The 18,987-nt window shown below is 65.9% G+C and carries 17 protein-coding genes; 8 read left to right on the forward strand and 9 right to left on the reverse strand.

Going from position 1 to position 18,987, the window contains the following annotated elements; translation table 11 throughout:
- Nucleotides 1–10: 10 nt before the first annotated feature.
- The gene (gluQRS, locus tag ISX93_RS05860) at nt 11–898 is read right to left on the reverse strand and encodes a tRNA glutamyl-Q(34) synthetase GluQRS (protein WP_195777782.1); all 888 of its coding nucleotides are present in this window, start codon (nt 896–898) and stop codon (nt 11–13) included.
- 291 nt (nt 899–1,189) lie between these two features.
- Nucleotides 1,190–1,633 carry an RNA polymerase-binding protein DksA gene (dksA, locus tag ISX93_RS05865; RefSeq protein ID WP_195777783.1) on the reverse strand — a complete coding sequence of 148 codons (444 nt, stop codon included), beginning with the start codon at nt 1,631–1,633 and terminating at the stop codon, nt 1,190–1,192.
- Between the two features lie 190 nt (nt 1,634–1,823).
- Between dksA and ISX93_RS05870 the strand changes: the two genes are divergently transcribed.
- From ISX93_RS05870 to ISX93_RS05885, 4 genes are all read left to right on the forward strand, one after another.
- Complete coding sequence (locus ISX93_RS05870) at nt 1,824–3,005, forward strand: pyridoxal phosphate-dependent aminotransferase (RefSeq protein WP_195777784.1); 1,182 nt, start codon at nt 1,824–1,826, stop codon at nt 3,003–3,005.
- Entirely contained in the window at nt 2,995–3,708 is a 714-nt protein-coding gene (sfsA, locus tag ISX93_RS05875; protein ID WP_195777785.1) for a DNA/RNA nuclease SfsA, read from the forward strand. The genes ISX93_RS05870 and sfsA overlap by 11 nt, the downstream gene beginning before the upstream one ends.
- A gap of 77 nt (nt 3,709–3,785) precedes the next feature.
- Nucleotides 3,786–4,898, forward strand: a complete 1,113-nt coding sequence (locus tag ISX93_RS05880) for a serine hydrolase domain-containing protein (protein ID WP_195777786.1) — start codon at nt 3,786–3,788, stop codon at nt 4,896–4,898.
- Nucleotides 4,895–5,227: an amidase gene (locus ISX93_RS05885; RefSeq protein WP_195777787.1), complete on the forward strand. Its 333-nt coding sequence runs from the start codon at nt 4,895–4,897 to the stop codon at nt 5,225–5,227. The genes ISX93_RS05880 and ISX93_RS05885 overlap by 4 nt, the downstream gene beginning before the upstream one ends.
- An 81-nt stretch (nt 5,228–5,308) precedes the next feature.
- Here the strand turns inward: ISX93_RS05885 and ISX93_RS05890 are convergent, their stop codons facing one another.
- The gene (locus tag ISX93_RS05890) at nt 5,309–6,559 is read right to left on the reverse strand and encodes an SMP-30/gluconolactonase/LRE family protein (protein WP_195777788.1); all 1,251 of its coding nucleotides are present in this window, start codon (nt 6,557–6,559) and stop codon (nt 5,309–5,311) included.
- A gap of 335 nt (nt 6,560–6,894) precedes the next feature.
- On the opposite strand from ISX93_RS05890, the gene ISX93_RS05895 reads away from it, so the two are divergent.
- Both ISX93_RS05895 and ISX93_RS05900 read left to right on the forward strand, forming a co-directional pair.
- Nucleotides 6,895–7,470, forward strand: coding sequence for a YceI family protein (locus ISX93_RS05895; protein ID WP_195777789.1), 576 nt, complete (start codon nt 6,895–6,897; stop codon nt 7,468–7,470).
- Nucleotides 7,470–8,624: a phospholipase D-like domain-containing protein gene (locus ISX93_RS05900; protein WP_374987652.1), complete on the forward strand. Its 1,155-nt coding sequence runs from the start codon at nt 7,470–7,472 to the stop codon at nt 8,622–8,624. Before ISX93_RS05895 ends, ISX93_RS05900 begins: the two co-directional genes overlap by 1 nt.
- A 226-nt stretch (nt 8,625–8,850) precedes the next feature.
- Here the strand turns inward: ISX93_RS05900 and ISX93_RS05905 are convergent, their stop codons facing one another.
- Genes ISX93_RS05905 through ISX93_RS05915 form a run of 3 tightly spaced genes read right to left on the reverse strand, consistent with a single transcriptional unit; the run spans nt 8,851 to nt 13,230 of the window.
- A complete protein-coding gene (locus ISX93_RS05905; protein WP_195777790.1) occupies nt 8,851–10,617 on the reverse strand; it encodes a SulP family inorganic anion transporter in 1,767 nt (588 codons plus the stop codon).
- Nucleotides 10,614–12,356 (reverse strand): bifunctional protein tyrosine phosphatase family protein/NAD(P)/FAD-dependent oxidoreductase, encoded by a 1,743-nt coding sequence (locus ISX93_RS05910; protein ID WP_195777791.1) that lies wholly within the window; start codon nt 12,354–12,356, stop codon nt 10,614–10,616. Before ISX93_RS05910 ends, ISX93_RS05905 begins: the two co-directional genes overlap by 4 nt.
- 10 nt (nt 12,357–12,366) lie before the next feature.
- A complete protein-coding gene (locus tag ISX93_RS05915) occupies nt 12,367–13,230 on the reverse strand; it encodes an MBL fold metallo-hydrolase (RefSeq protein ID WP_195777792.1) in 864 nt (287 codons plus the stop codon).
- Nucleotides 13,231–13,623: 393 nt separating this feature from the next.
- Between ISX93_RS05915 and ISX93_RS05920 the strand changes: the two genes are divergently transcribed.
- Complete coding sequence (locus ISX93_RS05920) at nt 13,624–13,911, forward strand: hypothetical protein (RefSeq protein WP_195777793.1); 288 nt, start codon at nt 13,624–13,626, stop codon at nt 13,909–13,911.
- Nucleotides 13,912–13,984: 73 nt separating this feature from the next.
- Here ISX93_RS05920 and ISX93_RS05925 read toward each other — a convergent pair whose 3' ends face one another.
- The 3 genes from ISX93_RS05925 to ISX93_RS05935 form a co-directional block, all read right to left on the reverse strand.
- A complete protein-coding gene (locus ISX93_RS05925; RefSeq protein WP_195777794.1) occupies nt 13,985–14,863 on the reverse strand; it encodes a metal-dependent hydrolase in 879 nt (292 codons plus the stop codon).
- 71 nt (nt 14,864–14,934) lie between these two features.
- Entirely contained in the window at nt 14,935–15,768 is an 834-nt protein-coding gene (locus tag ISX93_RS05930; protein ID WP_195777795.1) for an SDR family NAD(P)-dependent oxidoreductase, read from the reverse strand.
- A 247-nt stretch (nt 15,769–16,015) separates the two neighbouring features.
- Complete coding sequence (locus tag ISX93_RS05935; protein ID WP_195777796.1) at nt 16,016–17,542, reverse strand: flavin-containing monooxygenase; 1,527 nt, start codon at nt 17,540–17,542, stop codon at nt 16,016–16,018.
- Between the two features lie 110 nt (nt 17,543–17,652).
- On the opposite strand from ISX93_RS05935, the gene ISX93_RS05940 reads away from it, so the two are divergent.
- The gene (locus tag ISX93_RS05940; protein WP_219840993.1) at nt 17,653–18,939 is read left to right on the forward strand and encodes a PucR family transcriptional regulator; all 1,287 of its coding nucleotides are present in this window, start codon (nt 17,653–17,655) and stop codon (nt 18,937–18,939) included.
- The last annotated feature ends 48 nt before the right edge of the window (nt 18,940–18,987 follow it).

The raw sequence follows: 18,987 nt of genomic DNA on the forward strand, positions 1-18,987 counted from the left end.
GCCGGGGGCCTCAGGGCAGCTGGCTTTCCAGCAGGCTGCGGCAGCGCGGTATGGCCTCTGCCTGCCAGTGCGCGCAGCCCCAGTCGAGTACTGCGCGGGGGGTTGCTGCCTGCAGTGCAACCGGTGGTTGCTGGCCGAGAGCGCGCAAGGCCCGGCATAGCTGGCGGCTGGCCTGGTCGGCGGGGAGTGCCGGGGAGCGGTAGGACTTGCCCAGCTTGCTGCCATCTGCCTGCACGATCAGCGGCACATGCAGGTAGCGCGGTTGCGGCAATCCCAGCAGTTCCTGCAGGTAGAGCTGGCGCGGGGTCGAGTCGAGCAGGTCGGCGCCGCGCACCACGTCGGTAATGCCCTGCCAGGCATCGTCGAGCACCACCGCCAGCTGATAGGCGAACAATCCGTCGCGCCGGCGAATCACGAAATCGCCCACCTCACGCCCGAGGTGCTGGAGGAACTCGCCCTGCACGCGATCGACAAAGCGGTATTCCAGCTGCGGCACGCGGATGCGGATGGCGGCGTCGCGGGTTGGGTGCAGGGCATTGCGGCAGGTGCCCGGATAGATGCCGCCATAGGCTTCCAGTTGCTTGCGCGAGCAGGTGCACGCGTAAGCCAGCCCTTGTGCCAGCAGGCGCTCGACGACTTGCGCGTAGGCTTCGTGACGCTCGCTCTGGCGGATCACCGGGCCATCCCAGGCGAAGCCGTAGGCTTCCAGGCTGCGCAGGATTTCTGCCTGGGCGCCGGGAATCTCGCGCGGCGGATCGAGGTCCTCCATGCGCAGCAGCCAGCGCCCGCCGGCGCTGCGCGCGTCCAGGTAGGAGGCGAGGGCCGCCACCAGCGAACCGAAGTGCAGATAGCCGCTGGGGGTGGGGGCGAAGCGGCCGATATAAGGGGGCTGGGTCATGGACGAAGGCGCCCCTGCTCCATGTGTTTTGTGCGCAGGATCATTATTGGTTGTGTCAGGCAGTCAAGGTTTCGCCCTGCTGGGCGCCTTACTTTTCTTTGTTTGCGCAAAGAGAAAGTAAGCAAAGAGAAAGTGAGGCGCCGTGCAAGGCGCAACCGGTAGCCGGGTGCCGAGCAGAGCAAAACGCATTTGCACGACAGCTTGGGCCTGATCACGGAATCAAACTGGCAAGGCATATTCATCGGGCATGCCCATAAACAAAACGGGGCGCCGAAGCGCCCCGTGGGTGGGTCAGGAACCCAGCTGTTTCTCTTTGATTTCCGCCAGCGTCTTGCAGTCGATGCACATGGTCGCGGTCGGGCGGGCTTCCAGCCGGCGGATGCCGATCTCGACACCGCAGGAATCACACCAGCCGTATTCGTTGTCTTCCACCAGTTGCAGGGTCTGGTCGATCTTCTTGATCAGCTTGCGCTCGCGGTCGCGGGCCCGCAGTTCCAGGCTGAATTCTTCTTCCTGGCTGGCGCGGTCGGCCGGATCGGGGAAGTTGGCGGCTTCGTCCTGCATGTGATGCACGGTGCGGTCAACTTCCTGCATCAGCTCAAGCTTCCATTTCTGCAGGATGTCAGTGAAATGCGCACGCATTTCTTCACTCATGTACTCCTCGCCCTTTTTCTCTTTGTAGGGCTGGAAACCGGGTGTCAGGTGAGTGCTTTTGGGTTTTGCTTTGGTGGGCATGGATAACCGCCTCTGACTTTTTCTATTCCACTGCGCAGGATTTTCCCCAAGAACCATTGAGGGGCCTGCGTTTGCAAGCGCGCGAAATTAGCAGATCGAATCGCTTAGCGCCACTCCCGGCTGTCGTGCTTGCTGTCGTGCCGCAGCGGCTTGGGTAGAATCGGCGCCTGAATCTTTCAAGGATAGGCCAATGTCGCGTCAATACAGTGCCCGCAGCCGTGCCATCGAGCCGTTTCATGTCATGGCCCTGCTGGCCCGCGCCAACGAACTGCAGGCCGCCGGGCATGATCTGATCCATCTGGAAATCGGCGAGCCGGACTTCAGCACCGCGCCGCCGATCATTGCTGCCGGCCAGGCTGCGCTGGCCGCCGGGCATACCCGTTACACCGCGGCGCGCGGCTTGCCGCAACTGCGTGAGGCGCTGGCCGGCTTCTATGCCGAGCGCTACCGGTTGACGATCGATCCCGCGCGCATCCTGATCACCCCCGGCGGATCCGGCGCCTTGCTGCTGGCCTGCAGCCTGCTGGTCGATCCGGGCAAGCAATGGCTGATGGCCGATCCGGGCTACCCGTGCAACCGTCACTTCCTGCGCCTGGTCGAGGCTTCGGCGCAGCTGGTGCCGGTGGGGGCGGCGGAGCGCTACCAGCTCACCCCGGAGAAGATCGCGCAGTGCTGGAACGCCGACAGCGTCGGCGCGCTGGTGGCCTCGCCGGCCAACCCGACCGGCACCCTGCTCGGCCGCGCGGAGCTGGCCGCGCTGTCGGCGGCGCTGCAACAGCGCGGCGGGCATCTGGTGGTGGACGAGATCTACCACGGCCTGACCTATGGCTGCGATGCCGCCAGCGTGCTGGAAGTGGATGACAACGCCTTCGTGCTCAACAGTTTCTCCAAGTACTTCGGCATGACCGGCTGGCGCCTGGGCTGGCTGGTGGCGCCGGAGGATGCCGTGGCGGATCTGGAAAAGCTCGCGCAGAACCTCTACATCAGCGCGCCGAGCATGGCCCAGCATGCCGCCCTGGCCTGCTTCGAGCCGGCCACGCTGGCCATCCTTGAGCAGCGCCGGGAGGAATTTGCCGCGCGCCGGGATTACCTGCTGCCGGCGTTGCGCGAGCTCGGCTTCCGGATTGCCGTCGAGCCGCAGGGGGCCTTCTATTTATATGCCGACATCTCCGCCTTTGGCGGCGATGCCCAGGCGTTCTGCCGGCACTTCCTGGAAACCGAGTACGTCGCCTTCACCCCGGGGCTGGATTTCGGCGAGTACCTGGCCGCCCGACATGTGCGCTTTGCCTATACCCAGAGCCTGCCGCGCCTGGAGGAGGCGGTGGCGCGGATTGCCCGCGGCCTGCGCAGCTGGCGGCCCGATGCAGTTTGATCCGCCCCTGGAAGAGGCGCGCCTGCTGCAGCGCTACAAGCGCTTCCTCGCCGATGTCGAAACCGCGGCCGGTGAGCGGCTGACCCTTCACTGCCCCAACACCGGTTCGATGCTCAACTGCATGAGTCCGGGCGGGCGCATCTGGTTCAGTCGCTCCAGCAACCCGCAGCGCAAGCTGCCCGGCACCTGGGAACTGGCGCAGACGCCGCAGGGGCGGCTGGCCTGCATCAATACCGCGCGCGCCAATCCGCTGGTCGAGGAAGCGCTGCTGGCCGGGGTGATCGGCGAGTTGGCCGGGTTCACCGCGCTGCGCCGCGAGGTGCGTTTTGGCGAGGAGAACAGCCGGATCGACTTCGTCCTCGAGTTTCCTGCCGGGCCGGTGTTTGTCGAGGTCAAGAGCGTCACCCTGGGTTTTGCCGACTCGCCGGTGGCGGCCTTTCCCGATGCGCGCAGCGAACGCGCCAGCAAGCACCTGCGCGAGCTGACCCGCCTGGCGCGCAACGGGGTACGCGCGGTGCAGTTGTATTGCGTCAACCTGAGCGGCGTCGAAGCGGTGCGCGCGGCGGCGGAAATCGACCCGCAGTATGCCCGGGCGCTGGCCGAAGCCCGCCAGGCCGGGGTGCAGGTGCTGGCCTATGCCGTCCAGCTGTCGGTCAACAGCCTGCACCTGAGCCATGCGCTGCCGGTGTTGGCCGCGCACTGAGCCGGCGGCTGCGGCACTGTCGGCAAACAAATCCCGCGTGCTAGGCTGCGTCACTTCTGTTCGCAAGAGCCTCTCCAATGCCCATTCAATTTCTTCGTCGCCTGAGCCTGATGGCCGGCCTCTGTGCCACTGCCGCCATTGCCCAGGCCGAAACCTGGCCCGCCGCCGACTGGGAGCGCGCTGCGACGCCTGCCGGTGCCGCTGTCGAAGCCTTCGAGGCGTACAGCTTTCCGCCCCGCGATGACCAGACCCAGGCCGGTATCCGCACCGATGCGGTGGTGGTGATTCGCGACGGCCAGCTGGTCTACGAACGCTACGCCGGGCCGACCAAGGCCGGCACGCCGCACCTGACCTGGTCGGTGAGCAAGAGCCTGATGTCGGCGATCATGGGCGTGGCCTATGGTGAAGGGCGCTTCCAGCTGAGCGACCCGGTGGCCAAATACTACCCGCCGTTCGCCGCGCATCCGCAGACCAAGCTCGGCCACCTGTTCAACTGGGCCTCCGGCCTGGACTGGCAGGAAGACTACGAACTGGCGCCGCTGCGCTCCTCGGTGGTGGCCATGCTGTATACCCGTGGCCACGCGGACATGGGCGCCTTTACCGCCGCGCACAAGCAGGGCGCCGCCCCCGGTACGCGCTTCCGCTACTCCAGCGGTGACAGCACCGTGCTGGCTGCCGCGCTGAAAGGCATGGTCGGCGCCGAAGCGTACAAGGACTATCCGTGGACCGCCCTGTTCCAGCCGCTGGGGATTACTTCGGCGGTCTGGGAAAGCGATCCGCAGGGCACCTATGTCGGCTCTTCCTATGCCTACATGAGCGCTCGCGACCTGGCCCGCGTCGGCCTGCTGATGCAGCGCGGCGGGCGCTGGCAGGACCGCCAGCTGCTACCCAAGCCGTGGGTGGATTTCAGCCTGACGCCGTTCGCCGACTTCAAGGCGGAGAAGCCCGATGACGCCGTGCCGGCCGGGCAGTGGTGGCTCAACCTGTCCTTCGAGGGGGCGCCCAAGCCGTGGCCGGATGTCCCGCCCACCGCCTTTGCCGCGCTCGGGCACTGGGGCCAGTCCCTGTATGTGTTGCCTGAACAGAACCTGGTGATCGTGCGCTATGCCGATGACCGCGACCACAGCTACCAGCACAATGAATTCCTCAAGCGGGCGCTGGCCGCCTTTGCCGGCGAGGTACAACCATGAAACGCCATCACCTGCTCACCCTGCTGATCATCATCCTGGTCCTGCTGTTTGGCCTGGCCTGGCCGAACCGGGCGCACCTGGCTGCCTTCCCGGACATCATCAGCGCCTACACGGCCAAGGAGTACTGCTCCTGCCGCTACGTGATGGACAACCCGGCCGACTATTGCGTGAGCTACGCGAAACAGTACGTTCCGCTCAGCGGCTTTTTCGACGACCAGGCGCACAAGCGGGTAACTGCCAGCGGCCTGGGGCGCAGCAATACCGCTGCCTGGCTGGGCCCGCGGGAAGGCTGCCGCCTGCTCGATCAGGCCGATGCGTTGCCGCAGTGAAGGACGGCGGCCGTGCCGCTCGGCCGGCCTGCATGGCCGGCTTGGCAGCGGTAGTCCTCAGGTCGCGGCGGGCTGCTCCGCTCAGGGCAGCGGATTGGCAAAGCGAACCAGCCCCCGGTGTTCCCTGGCAAACGGCGTGACATAGATCTGCCCGTCTGGCCCGGGGATCGCCGAGGCGATATGCACCGCCTTCGGGCCTTCGTACCAGGCACTGTAGAGGGGGGTGGCGGCATCGGCCGACAGGGCGAGCACGCCGGTCTCCTTTGGCTGGTCCATCCAGTTCAGCGGCAGGCGCAGCAGGATGTGCTTGAGCCAGGGGTGCTCGTGCAGCCAGCTGATCAGTGCGCTGCGCTTGGCGTACATGCCGCACCAGATGCGCCCCCTGGCATCGCGGTCCATGCCGTCGCACATGCCGGGCATGCCATCCAGCACCACTTCGTCCGTTCCGGCCCGCGGCCCGGCGACGAACAGGCGGGTGATCCTGAAGCCGGCCGTCTGGCTGGTGAGGATCGAGGTTTCGCGCGGCTGTCCGGGGTGCAGGTCATAGAGGATGCCGTCCGGGAAGAAATAGCCCGCGGCCACCAGCCGGGTTTCGCCGGTCGCCAGGTCGTGGAGCCAGATCCGCCCGTTGCCCTGGTAGGCCAGTACCTCAGGCACCGTCCCGCCGCCCATCGAGGCGCCGTCGTAGGCGAACGGCTCGCTGAAATAGATGCGCTGGCCATCCGCGCTGATCTCGAGGTCGTTGCAGAAGGCCAGCGGGCGCTTGTGTGCCTCCGGGCTGCCCGGCGTCAGGCGCGGCGCGCTGGCGTCGTCCAGCGGCCAGACCTTCGCCGGGCCGATGTCGCTGCCGGTGTCGGGCACATCGAGCACCACCGGGGTCAGTGCCCGGGTCGAGAGCTTGAGCCGGTACAGGCCGACCCGCTCGGTGGCCGGGTAGTGGTCACCCCACAGATGGGAGGCGCAGAAGTAGAGGGTGTCCGGGTCGCCTAGCGATTCGTGTAGGCCGGCCGCCATCAGCGGCGTGTCGAGGAACACTGCGGCCTGCCCGCGCTTGAAATCGTAGCGCCACAGCTTGCCGTCCATGCCGGAGGCCAGCGCCTGCTGCCCGCCATGCAGGAATACCACATCATCATGCCCCGGCATGTCCGACGGCAGCACCTGCAGCGCGCGGGCGAAGTCCGTCGAGTGGTCAACTGCGGCGGTTTCGGTCGTCAGGCGGTTGTCGAAGCGGATGACGTCAGGCACGCGATGGTGCGCGGGCGGGGTCGCCATCCACCACCACCCAGCGACCAGCAGCAGTGTACCCAGCGCCGTCAGATTTCCGAGCTTCATGTGTGTGGTTTCCTTGCTGGTGTGACTGAGAGCGGACCTGCAGGCGCTTCGCGAGCCTGCGGCAGCCAGTGTATTTCAAGGCCAGGGGCGCAGGCGGATCAGGTTGCCATCGGCGTCCGTGAGCAACAATGCACCATCCGCCGCGCTTTGCGCCAACGCCCCCCTTTGTCTGCACAATCCGGCTGGCCAGCTGGCCGGCCTGCCCGCGCTGCACCGGTTGCTGCGCCGCGGCAGGCTTTGCAAAGCGGGCGGGGGAGGCTAAGGTTGTGCCGGCGCGTGGCCGTGGCCCGCCGCCGCTGTATACCTTCCCAGGATCCTCGCCGAACGGTTTACCCATGCACAGGTTGATTCTTCTTCTGCTCGGAGTGTTGCTCGCCCGGCCGCTGCTTGCCGAGTGGCGCGTCGACGCCGAATCCTCGCGGATTTCCTTCATTGCGACCAAGGACGCACGGCAGGCCGAGGTCGGCCGGTTTTTCGGCCTGCAGGGCATTGTCGACGAGCAGGGCGCCGTGCGCCTGCAAGTCGAGCTGGACTCCATGCGCACCGGGGTGCTGGTGCAGGACCAGCGCCTGCACCAGGAGCTGTTCGAGGTGTCGCGCTTTGCCTTCGCCGAAGTGACGGCCCAGCTCGACCTGCAACCGATCACCAACCTGGCCCCCGGTGCGCAGATGGAAATCCAGCTGCCGGCCATCCTCAGCCTGCATGGGGTGGAACAGGCCTTCAGCAGCGACCTGCTGGTCACCCGCCTGGATGAACACCGCTTCCAGATTGTCACGCTGACCCCGGCGCTCATCGATGCCGCCGACTTCGGCCTGGCCCCGGCGCTGGAAGGCCTGCGCCAGAGCGCCGGACTGGAAAGCGTCAGCCTGTCGGTGCCGGTCAGTGCCGTACTGATCCTGCGCCAGCGCTGATGTACGAAATCTACCCCTGGCGCACCGGCAACCAGTTTGCCTTGCTGGTCGACGGGCCGGAATTTTTCCCGCGCATGCTGCGCGCCATTGCTGAGGCCAGCCTGCGGGTTGACCTGGAGTTGTACCTGGTCAGCAGCGGCGCCTGCGCCACCGCGCTGCTCGATGGCCTGGTCGGTGCTGCCGCACGGGGTGTGCAGGTGCGCTGCCTGTTCGACGACTTCGGCAGCCAGGCGCTGAGTCTGAGTGACCGGCAGCGCCTGCTGCAGGCCGGCATCAGCCTGGCCTTTTACAACCCGCTGAGCTGGCGCGCCGGCCTGCGCAACCTGTATCGCGATCACCGCAAGCTGCTGTTGGTCGATGGCCGGCTGGCCTATACCGGGGGTGCCGGCGCCACCGACGAATTCTGGCAACCGGGTGAGTCGCAGAGCCTCTGGCACGAGGTGATGGTCGAGCAGCGCGGGCCGCTGCTGGCGGACTGGCAGCTGCTGTTCGACCTGCAGTGGCAGGCCTGCACCGCGCCCAAAGCCTGGAAGATCCCTACTGCGCCGACCGGGCAGCAGTTGCCGGCGTTGCCGCGGCAGGGGTCCGGCTGGGGGCGGGTGGCCTATGCCAGCGCCCGCGAGCACCGCGACATCCTGCAGTCGCTGCTGCGCGCGCTGAAGGCCGGCCGCCAGCGCATCTGGCTGGCCACGCCGTATTTCCTGCCGACCTGGAAAGTGCGTCGCGCCTTGCGCAAGGCGGCGTCGCGCGGGGTGGACGTGCGCCTGCTGCTGACCAGCCAGCACACCGACAACCATCCGGTACGCTATGCCGGGCGCCGCTTCTACCCGGCCCTGCTGCGCGCCGGGGTGCGCATCTTCGAGTACCAGCCGCGCTTTACCCACCTGAAGCTGGTGCTGGTGGACGACTGGGTAAGCCTGGGCTCGTGCAACTTCGATCACTGGAACCTGCGCTTCAACCTCGACGCCAACCTGGAAACCCGCGATGCGCAGTTCAGCGCGGCAGTCGCGGCGCATTTCACTACCGACTTCGCCGCCAGTGCGGAGACCAGCCTGCAGCAGTGGCGCGACCTGCCGCTGCGCGAACGCCTGCAGCAGCGCCTGTGGGGCTGGCTGGACAGCCTGGTGATCAAGTTCTTCAAGCAGCGCCAGTAGGCAGCCTTCATTCACCGGCAGGGCCGCGGTGGCTGCGGGTGCCTGGTGATTAGGCTATGTACGCGTTATCGGTTGCAGAGCACTTGTCGCAGGAGCGGCGTAGGGTGGGCTTCAGCCCACCGAAACAACGTGTCTGGCATTGGTGGGCTGAAGCCCACCCTACGCCCACCCTACGCCCCACCGGGCGGCGCAAACCAGGTCCCGGGTGCTGTTCCGGCAGGCCGGCTTACCGATGCGGTAACTGGACAGGGTGCGGGTGTTTCTGTTCCAGGCAGTCCAGGGTGGTTTGCGGGGCGAGCGTCTTCAGGGCCTGGTACTGGCTGATGAATACCTGTCCGCCAAAGCGCTGGAGGAAGTCCGAACGCCTGAGCTGGTCCATGACCGGTCCCTTGACCTCCGACAGGTGCAACTGCACTCCGGAGGTTTGCAGGCGTTCGACGATGGCCTCCAGCGAGTCCAGGGCGCTGGCATCGATCAGGTTCACGCCCGGGCACATCAGCACCAGATGGCGTACTTGCGGCCTGGCCGCGATCAGTTCGCTGATGCGTTCCTCGAGAAAGCGTGCATTGGGGAAGTACAGGCTCTCGTCGACCCGCAGCGACAGCACGGCGGGGCTTTCGACCACGGCAAAGCGTTCGACATTGCGAAAATGCTCGCTGCCGGGTACCTGTCCGACCACCGCCATGTGCGGGCGGCTGGTACGCCAGAGGAACAGCAGCAGCGACAGGCCGACACCCAGGAGGATGCCGACTTCCACGCCGATCAGCAGTACGCCGAGCAGGGTGGCCAGTTGCGCCGCGCCATCCTGGCGCGAATAGCGCCAGGTGCGGCCCAGCGAGCCGAGATCGACCAGGCTGAGCACCGCGATGATGATGGTGGCAGCCAGCACCGCCTGCGGCAGGTTGTGCAGCAGCGGCGTCAGCAGCAGCACGCTGAGGCCGATGCCGACGGCGGTGAACACGCCGGCCATCGGCGTCTGCGCGCCGGCGTCGTAGTTGACCACCGAGCGGGCAAAGCCGCCGGTAACCGGGAAGCCGCCGCTGAACGCCGCACTCAGGTTGGCCGCGCCGAGGCCCAGCAGTTCGCTGTCCGGTTCGATGCGCTGGCGGCGCTTGGCGGCCAGGGTCTGGCCCACCGATACCGATTCGACGAACCCCACCAGGCTGATCAGCAGGGCGGCCGGCAGCAACTGCAGCGCCAGTTGCAGATCCAGGGTAGGCAGGCTCAGCCCCGGCAACCCCTGGGGAATGATGCCGACCACTTTGACCCCCGCCTGTTCCAGCTGCAGCCACGACACGGCGAGGATGGCAACGATGATCGCCAGCACCGGCCCGGCCTTGGCCAGGTTGCCGGCCGCCGCAGCGGACAGGCCCAGGCGCTGCAGCAGCGGCTTCAGGCGGGCGCGCGCCCACCAGAGCCAGAGCAGGCTGAGCAGGCCGATCAACAGGGTGCTGCCATGCACCTGTGGCAGCCCGCGCCACAGCGCCGGGAGCAGCTGCAGCAGATTCTCGCCGCCGGCCTGGATGCCGAGAACATGCTTGAGCTGGCCGACGGCGATGAGCAGCCCGGAGGCACTGATGAAGCCGGAAATCACCGGGTGGCTGAGGAAGTTGGCGAGGAATCCCAGGCGCAACAGCGCCATGCCGGTGAGGATCAGCCCGGAAAGCAGGGCCAGCAGCATGGCGGCCCCGACATAGGCCGCGCCACCCTCGGGAAACAAGGGCCCCAGCGCCGCCGCAGTCATCAGCGAGACCACTGCCACCGGTCCGACCGCCAGTGCCCGACTGGAGCCGAACAGGGCGTAGGCCAGCAGGGGCAGGATGCTGGCATACAGCCCGGTCACCGGCGGCAGGCCGGCGAGCATGGCATAGGCCAGGCTCTGCGGGATCAGCATCAGGGTGACAATCACGGCCGCCAGGCCATCCTGGCTGGCGGTTGCCCGGTTATAGCGGCTGCCCCAGTCCAGGCAGGGCAACCAGTGGCGCAGCTTCATGGGTTCGGTTCCTTGCCAAAGTCGCAGGCTGGCGGGGCTTCGACTGGCAGCGGCTCATGCGGCAGGCGCTTGGGCTTGGCCAGCCACTCATGGCCGCGCAGCATCATGTCGAAGTAGATGCTCGGCATCAGCTTCACCTTGAGTTCCCAGGCCAGGCGCCGCGGAATGGCCGGATCGAGCGGGAAGCTGGGCAGCAATTTGCCGCCGTAGCCGAATTCCGCCAGCACCACCTTGCCGCGCTCCACGGTCAGCGGGCAGGAGCCGTAACCGTCGTACAGCGCCCGTGGACCCTTGCCGGCCAGCACGGCGATGACGTTCTCGGCCACCACCGGTGCCTGCTTGCGCACGGCCGCCGCGGTCTTGGCGTTCGGCGCGGCGCACACATCGCCGAGACTGAAGATGTTGCCAAAGCGCGGATGGCGCAGGGTTTCGTGATCGGCCTCGATCCAGCCCTCGGCATTGGCCAGTGGGCTCTGCCGGATAAATTCCGGGGCCTGCTGGGGCGGCACGGCATGCAGGAAGTCGAAGGATTTCTCCACTGTCTGCGTGTTGCCCTGGGCGTCGACCTGCTTGAACCAGGCCTTGCGTGCCGGGCCATCAACCGCAGTCAGGCTGGTATTGAAGTTGAGCTGCGCGCCATAGCGTTCGACGTAGCGCATCAGCGGCGGGACGAAGGTCGGCACGCCAAACAGCACGGCACCCGCCGAGCAGAACTCCACGTCGATATCCGGCAGCACCCCTTGCTGCCGCCACCAGTCGCAGGACAGGTACATGGCCTTCTGCGGCGCGCCGGCACACTTGATCGGCATCGCGGGCTGGGTGAACAGGGCGCGGCCACGGCGCAGGCTCTGCACCTGCTGCCAGGTGTAGGGGGCCAGCTCGAACTGATAGTTGGAGGTCACGCCATGCTTGCCCAGGGTCTCCCCGAGGCCTTCGACGGCATCCCAGTTCAGGCTCAGTCCGGGGCAGACGATCAGGCTGCGATAGCCGAGGCGATTGCCGTCTTCCAGCACGATCCGTTGTTGCTCGGGCTCGAATCCGGCGACCGCCGCATGTATCCATTGCGCCCCCTTGGGAATGCAGCGCGCCATCGGCCGCTCGGTACGCGCACGATCGAAGATGCCGGCGCCGACCAGGGTCCAGCCCGGCTGGTAGTAATGCTGTTCGCGCGGTTCGATGACGGCAATCCGCAGGTGCGGATCGCGCCGCAACAGGCTGGCGGTTACCGCACAGCCGGCTGCACCGCCCCCCACGACCAGCACGTCGTAGCGCTGGGTCGGGGCCGCACTGGCGGGCGCCTGCAGCTGCGGGGTCTGCTGCCAGCGCTGCTGCAGGCGCGCGGCCAGCCCGGCCAGGTCATAGCCGGCTGCGCGGGCAGTGTCGAGCAGCACCTGAGGGTCAAGGTGATGCGCCTCGCTGAGCGCCCACAGGCTGGAAGAGCGCGTGCCGCTGCGGCAGAAGGCCAGGACCGGCCCGCGCACGCGGCCGAGCAGTTCGGCAAAGGCGCTGACATCGCCATCGGTTATCTGCCCGGAGATTACCGGCAGATAGTAGTAGTCCAGGCCGCTGGCCTGCGCCGCCGCCTGCATCTGGGCCGAGCCGGGCTGCCCCTCACCCTCGCCATCCGGACGGTTGTTGATCACGCTGCGATACCCGGCCGCGGCCAGGGTGCCCATGTCCGCAGGTTGCAATTGGGCCGCGACCGCGATGAACGGGGTCAGGCGCTTGAGCGAGTCCATGGTGATTGCCTCAGAGCACGTCGAGAGGGATTTTCAGGTAGCGGGTGCCGTTGTCTTCGGCGGGCGGCATTTGCCCGGCGCGCATGTTCACCTGCACGGACGGCAGGATCAGCATCGGCATGCCGAGGGTGGCATCGCGCGCACTGCGCATGGCCACAAAATCCGCTTCGCTGATGCCCTCGTGCACATGCACATTGTGCGCACGCTCCTCGGCCACGCTGGTCTGGTAGCGGTAGTCGTCGCGTCCCGGCGCCTTGTAGTCATGACACATGAACAGCCGGGTATCCCCGGGCAGGGCGAACAACTTGCGAATCGACTGGAACAGGATCCGCGCATCACCGCCCGGGAAGTCACAGCGGGCAGTGCCGTAGTCGGGCATGAACAGGGTGTCGCCGACGAAGCCGGCATCGCCGATCAGGTAGGTCATGCAGGCCGGAGTATGGCCCGGGGTGTGCAGCGCCCGCGCCTCGATAGAGCCGACCATGAACGTGTCGCCATCCTTGAGCAGGCGGTCGAACTGGCGGCCGTCGGTGGCGAATTCGCTGCCGGCATTGAACAGCTTGCCGAAGGTATCCTGCACCACGGTGATGTTCTCGCCGATGGCCAGTTGCCCGCCCAGTTCACGCTTCAGGTAGGGCGCCGCAGACAGGTGATCGGCGTGCACATGGGTTTCCAGCAGCCAGTCGACCTGCAGGCCCTGTTCGCGGACATAGGCGATCAGGCGGTCGGCGTTCTTCACCGACGTGCGTCCGGATGCCGCCTCATAGTCGAGTACCGAGTCGATAATCGCGCAGTGCCGGGTCGACGGATCGCTGACCACATAGCTGTAGGTGTAGGTGGCGGGATCGAAAAAGGCTTCAACGTGTGGCTGCATGGCGGGACTCCTCGCGTGGATACCCCGGAGGGTAATCGATTAAGAGGAATCGTAACTATTTTTACGTTCTATGCTTAGAATTATTTTGCATATGCAACCGGCGACTCCTTTCCGAGCCTGATAAAGTAACGTAATAGACTGATCTATAAGTCTATTTTCTGAAATCTAACGCAAGCCGCTGGTCGGGCTGGAGCCTGCCGCTGGAAAAAAATCTGCAGCAGCGCCTGCGTGCCGGCTGCTCAAACGGTTCAAACCGCCAGCGTGACACTGTGTCGCGGCGCAAAACGGCCGGCGCTGTGCGAGTCCGGCAAGGGCATTTGTTAAACTCCGCGGCCTTTTTCGGCCTGCCGTCCTGGCTGGTGCCATCCCGATGTTGCGGAGCAGGGGGGTTCGATGTCGTTGCACCTGATGGTTTCCCAGGCACTGAGCGATTCGGCGCAGCGCCTGAATGTGCTGGCGCTGTTTTTTGCCGTGGCTGGCAGCTGGCTGCTGCTGGCGACCCGCTGGCGCGAGCAGGAGGCCCGCCTGCGGCTGGCTTGCGGTACAGCAGCGGACTCCGGCGCGGATGCAGCAAGCCTGCCCGGCGAGCCGACCCGGCGCATCAACCGTTTCTTCTACCAGTTCGGCTTCACCTGCCTGACTGTGGCCCTGAGCCTGTCCTGGTCGAGCACCTGGATCTGAAGCGGCAGACCCGCTGAATGCACAACGGCAACCCGCGGGTCGCCGTTGTGCAGGGCCGGATGGCCCGACCGGCTCAGTGCGCCGCCGCCACCATTGCCTCACACGCCTGCCCCGGATCGCCGGTGCGCTCGTAGGCCTTTATCCAGGCCGGGTAGTTGTGCACGACCGGGATGTCGTCGGGGTGAAAGCCCGGCTTCATGTAGGCCAGGATCTGCGCGCTGAAAGAGCCGAATACGCCGTTGCGACCATACATCCAGCCGAGATGGTTCAGCAGCAGGCGTTTGCGCTGCCACCAGCTGAAGCCGTCGGCCTTGAGCAGGATGTCGGTGGTGCGGTAGGTCTCCCAGCTGATGTCCAGGGTGGCATAGATCATCGCCGCGCAGCGCTTGAGGTGGCTGACCTTGGCCACCGTGGTCATCACATTGAAGACCACCGACTTGTGTTCCATTTCCTCAACCGCATGCCAGGCGACCAGCGCCTTTACACGCGGGTCGGCGCCGGCCATCACCGCCTTGCGGGCGAAGAAGCCTTCGGCGAGCAGGGCGGTGAAGTGTTCGAAGGCGGCCGTCAGCGCCAAGTTGAAACCCGGGGAAAAGTGTTTCAGCCAGAAGCTGTTGCGCTTTTTCTGCATGGCCAGCAGCTCGTCCACCGGCAGGCCCTGCTCCCTGAGCAGGTTGTTGAAGCGGGTATGGGCGATACCGTGCTGGCCTTCCTGACGGGTGAAATCCTTGACGTGCTTGATCAGAACCGGGTCGCTGATCTGCTCGCGGTAATGCCGCACGCAGGTGATGAAGTAGCGCTCACCATCGGGGAAGTACAACTGCATGCCGTCCATCAGGCGGCTCTTGTACGGGTCGTTGTCGTACCAGTAGCGCGGAATGCTGCTGTCGAGCTTGAAGTCGATGTTCTCGCGCGGCTGGATGCGGTCCGGGTTGGTGATGCGGTTGATCATGCTGTGCTCCTTGTTGTGAAGGTCAGCGCGGTGGCGATATCCACGCGGCTGCTGGATAAGGGCGGCTGCGTTTACGGCGCCTTGCGCCGCGCCACGCTGTACAGTTTGGGATCAAGCATGCCCTTGAGCATGGCGTAGAGCAGGCGATTGCGCCGCTCCAGTGACACCCCCCAGGACATCAGCCAGAGCGGCAGGGACTGGTAGCCGAGGACCAGGCGCTGCTTGCCGGAACGGATGCACTCGATCACCTCCCGTGCCACATCGTCGGGATCAGTCTTCAGGTACTTGCGGGTGAATTCCTCACCGTTCGGCGAGTCCTTGGCGATGTTGGTATTGATGCCGCCCGGATGCACCAGATGCACGCTGATCGGGCTTTCCTGCAGTTCCACCATCAGCGATTCGGTAAAGCCCCGCACGGCAAACTTGGAGGCGCAGTAGTCCGAGGCATTCGGTGTGCCGACCAGACCGAACACACTCGATACGTTGACTATCGCGCCCTCGCCGTTGGCCAGCAGTTGCGGCAGGAAGGCGCGGGTACCGTAGACCACGCCGAAGAAGTTGATTTGCAGGGTGCGCTCGTAGCTCTGGTCTTCCATCGCCCAAACTGGCATTCCACCGCCGCCCACGCCGGCGTTGTTGATGATGACGTGGGCATTGCCCAGTTCGGCCTGTACCTCGGCGGCAAAAGTGTTCATCGCGGCCTTGTCCCCGACATCAAAGACCTGGCTGAACACGCCCCGGGCCGGCGTGCCCTTGAGCAGGGCAACCGTCTCGGCCAGGCCGGCCGGATCGAAGTCATTAAGCGCCAGCCGGGCGCCCAGTCTGGCGAACTCCAGCGCGTAGGCGCGGCCCATGCCGGAGCCGGCTCCGGTGATGACGATGGTCTTGTCCTTGAAGTCTTTCATTGTGGTTTTCCTGACCAGGGTTGGCTGAGTTCATGCGGCGCGCAGGGGGTTATTGGTTGCCGTGTTTTTGTAGGGTGGGTTAGCCGCGCAGCGGCGTAACCCACCATCGATGCCAACGGCATCGTGCTTACCGGCCTTGCGGCCGGATGGTGGGTTACGGCCGGTGGCCTGACCCATCCTGCAAATCGGTGCTTCCTGACTAATTCAGGGCCTCGCGTTTGGCGGCTGGTCAGTTCCAGACAGGTTGTCATGCCGGTACTGCCAGACGCGTCGTGGGCAGGCTCTGTCCGGTTTGCTGGGCGGCGGTGGTGAACTGCAAGTTGGCATCCGCCACCGGGCCCTCGCGCATCAGCCGGACATCCTCCAGGTAGTTCATCGACATCAGCCAGGGCGCGCCCGGCCCCTGCCGTGGCAGCGAGTTGATCGCGCGTTGCACGTAACCGGCGCCGAAATCCAGCAGTGGCCGGGTCGGCATGTCGGCCGCCGGCAACTGCGCGGAGCAGCTGCTGTAGCCATGCTGGTCCATGTAGGCGAGCAGGCGGCAGAAATGTTCACACAGCAGGCCGACCTTGAGCGTCCACGAGGAGTTGGTATAGCCGACGCTGAAGGCGAAGTTGGGGATGCCGTCGAGCATCATGCCCTTGAAGGCCACCTTGTGTGACAAGTCCGGCACCTGGCCGTCGACCGACAGTTGTACCCCGCCGAACAACTGCAGGTTCAAGCCGGTGGCGGTGACGATGATGTCGGCTTCCAGTTCGCGCCCGGAGCGCAGGCTGACCCCCTTGGCGGTGAAAGTCCGGATGTGGTCGGTGACGATCGACGCGCTGCCGTCGCTAATGGCCTTGAACAGGTCGCCATCAGGCACCGCACACAGGCGCTGTTCCCACGGGTTGTACGGCGGATTGAAATGCTCGTCGACCGGATAGCCCTCGGGCAGCGCCTTCTTGTTGAAGTGGCGGATCAGCCGGCGCGCAACGTTCGGGTATTTCTGGCACAGCAGCCAGATCCCGCGCGAGATCAGCACGTTCTTGCGCCGGGTCAGCGCATAGGCGCGTTCGGTTGGCAGCAAGCGGCGCAGCAGCCGGGCGATCGGGTCTTCGGCGGGGACATTCAGCACATAGCTGGGCGTGCGTTGCAGCATGGTCACGTGCGCGGCCTTGTCGGTCAGCGCCGGCACCAGCGTCACCGCGGTAGCGCCGCTGCCGATCACCAGCACCCGCTTGCCGCGGTAGTCCAGGTTTTCCGGCCAGTGCTGGGGATGGATCAACTGGCCCTGGAACTGCTCGACCCCTTCGAAGTGCGGGGTGAAACCCGCGTCGTAGCGGTAGTAGCCGGCGGCCGAGAACAGCCAGTTGCAGGTCATGCGCTGGCACTCGCCGGTATCCAGTCGCTCGACCTCCAGCGTCCAGCGCGCCTCGGCGCTCGACCAGGCCGCACTGCGCACCCTGTGCTGGAAGCGAATGTGCTGGTCGATGGCGTACTCGGCCACGGTCTCGTGCAGGTACTCGAGGATCGAGTCGGCGCTGGCGATGGCCTTGGGATTGAGCCAGGGCTTGAATTCATAACCGAAGGTGTACAGGTCCGAGTCGGAGCGGATGCCCGGGTAGCGGAACAGGTCCCAGGTTCCGCCCAGCGCTTCGCGGCCCTCCAGGATCACGTAGGATTTGCCGGGCAGATCCCGTTGCAGGTAATAGGCGGCGCCGATGCCGGAAATCCCGGCACCGATGATCAGCACATCGATGTGCTCGGTGGATGGCTGCTGCTGGACTGACAAGGGCTGCTCCTGAACTCAACGCTGTGGCGAGATGTCGCAGCAGTGTTGTTGACAACCCGCCAGGCGGGCAAGGTATAAACTGCACTGAATCCTATTTAATATGGTGCATATTGAACCATCTTTGGGAGCTGATGCCGTTGAGCCTGCCTTACTCGAACCTGCCCCTGGCCAAATGGCCGCTGCCGTCGCCGCGGGTGCGCGAATTGCTCCGCCAGGGTGCCGATCGTGTGCTCAACGCGCCGGCGGAATGGCTGGAAGAGATCGACCTGGCCAGCCTCTCGCCAGCGAGCATGAAATCCCTGGCCGACGATCCGGTACTGATGGCCGCCTCACGGCGGGCCACCCGCTCCAGTCTGATCCACTGGGCGGCGGCGAATATCGAGAGTCCGGGTGCGCCGGTTGCGCCCTATGTACCGGGCGACATGCTGAGCAATGCGCGCGAACTGATCCGCCGTGGCGAAACCGACCTGATGTTCAACGCCTCACGAGCGGCGCAAGGCACGGCGTGGCAGCAATGGATGGTGATCGCCTTCGAGTTGACATCCGACCCGCAGGAACTGCGCGAATTGCTCGACGTATCGGCCCGCTCGATCGCCGCCTTTATCGACGGCAACATGGAAGCGCTGGCCGCCTTCATCAAGGCCGAGCGCGAGGAGCGCATGCGCGGCACCCACGTCGAGCGCCGCGAACTGGTGACGGCGATAGTCGAGGGCACCGGGATCAACGCCCAGCAGGCCGGCCAGCGACTGGGCTACAACCTGGAGCAGCCACACCATGCGGCAGTGATCTGGAGCGAGGAGGCGGATACCCGGCTGGCTACCCTGGAACACGCGGCCAGGGCGCTGGTGCGCTGCGCCGGCAGCCGCCACAGCCTGACGGTGATCGCCAATGCGGCCACCCTGTGGGTCTGGACCACCGCAGACAAACCGGTCGAGCTGCCGCAGCTGCTGATGGCCATCAAGGGCCTGCCGGGCGTGCGCCTGGCCATGGGCTCCACCGGGCAGGGCCTGGAAGGTTTCCGCCGTGCGCACCTAGATGCGCTGACCACGCAACGGGTACTCGGGCGCCTGCATTCCGATGCGCGCGTGGTGAACTTCGACATGGTGCGGCTGGTCGCCCTGATGACCCGCGACCCCAAGGCCTCGCAGCAGTTCATCACCCACACCCTGGGCAGCCTGGCCAGTGCCGCCCCCGTGCTGCGCCGGGCGCTGCTGACCTTCCTCGCTTGCGGATGCAATGCGACGCAGGCGGCAGAACAGCTGCACACCCACCGCAACACCCTGCTGCGCCGCCTGGCCCGCGCTGAAGAACTGTTGCCGCGGCCGCTGGAAAGCAACCGCATTCATGTGGCGGCAGCGCTGGAAGCGCTGAGCTGGACGGTAGATGAACAGCGATAGAAGAAATGCTGCGCTAGGCACGTGTGTTCTGGGCCAAGCTGACGCAGA

Source organism: Pseudomonas sp. N040 (assembly GCF_015637705.1).
GTDB lineage: Bacteria > Pseudomonadota > Gammaproteobacteria > Pseudomonadales > Pseudomonadaceae > Aquipseudomonas.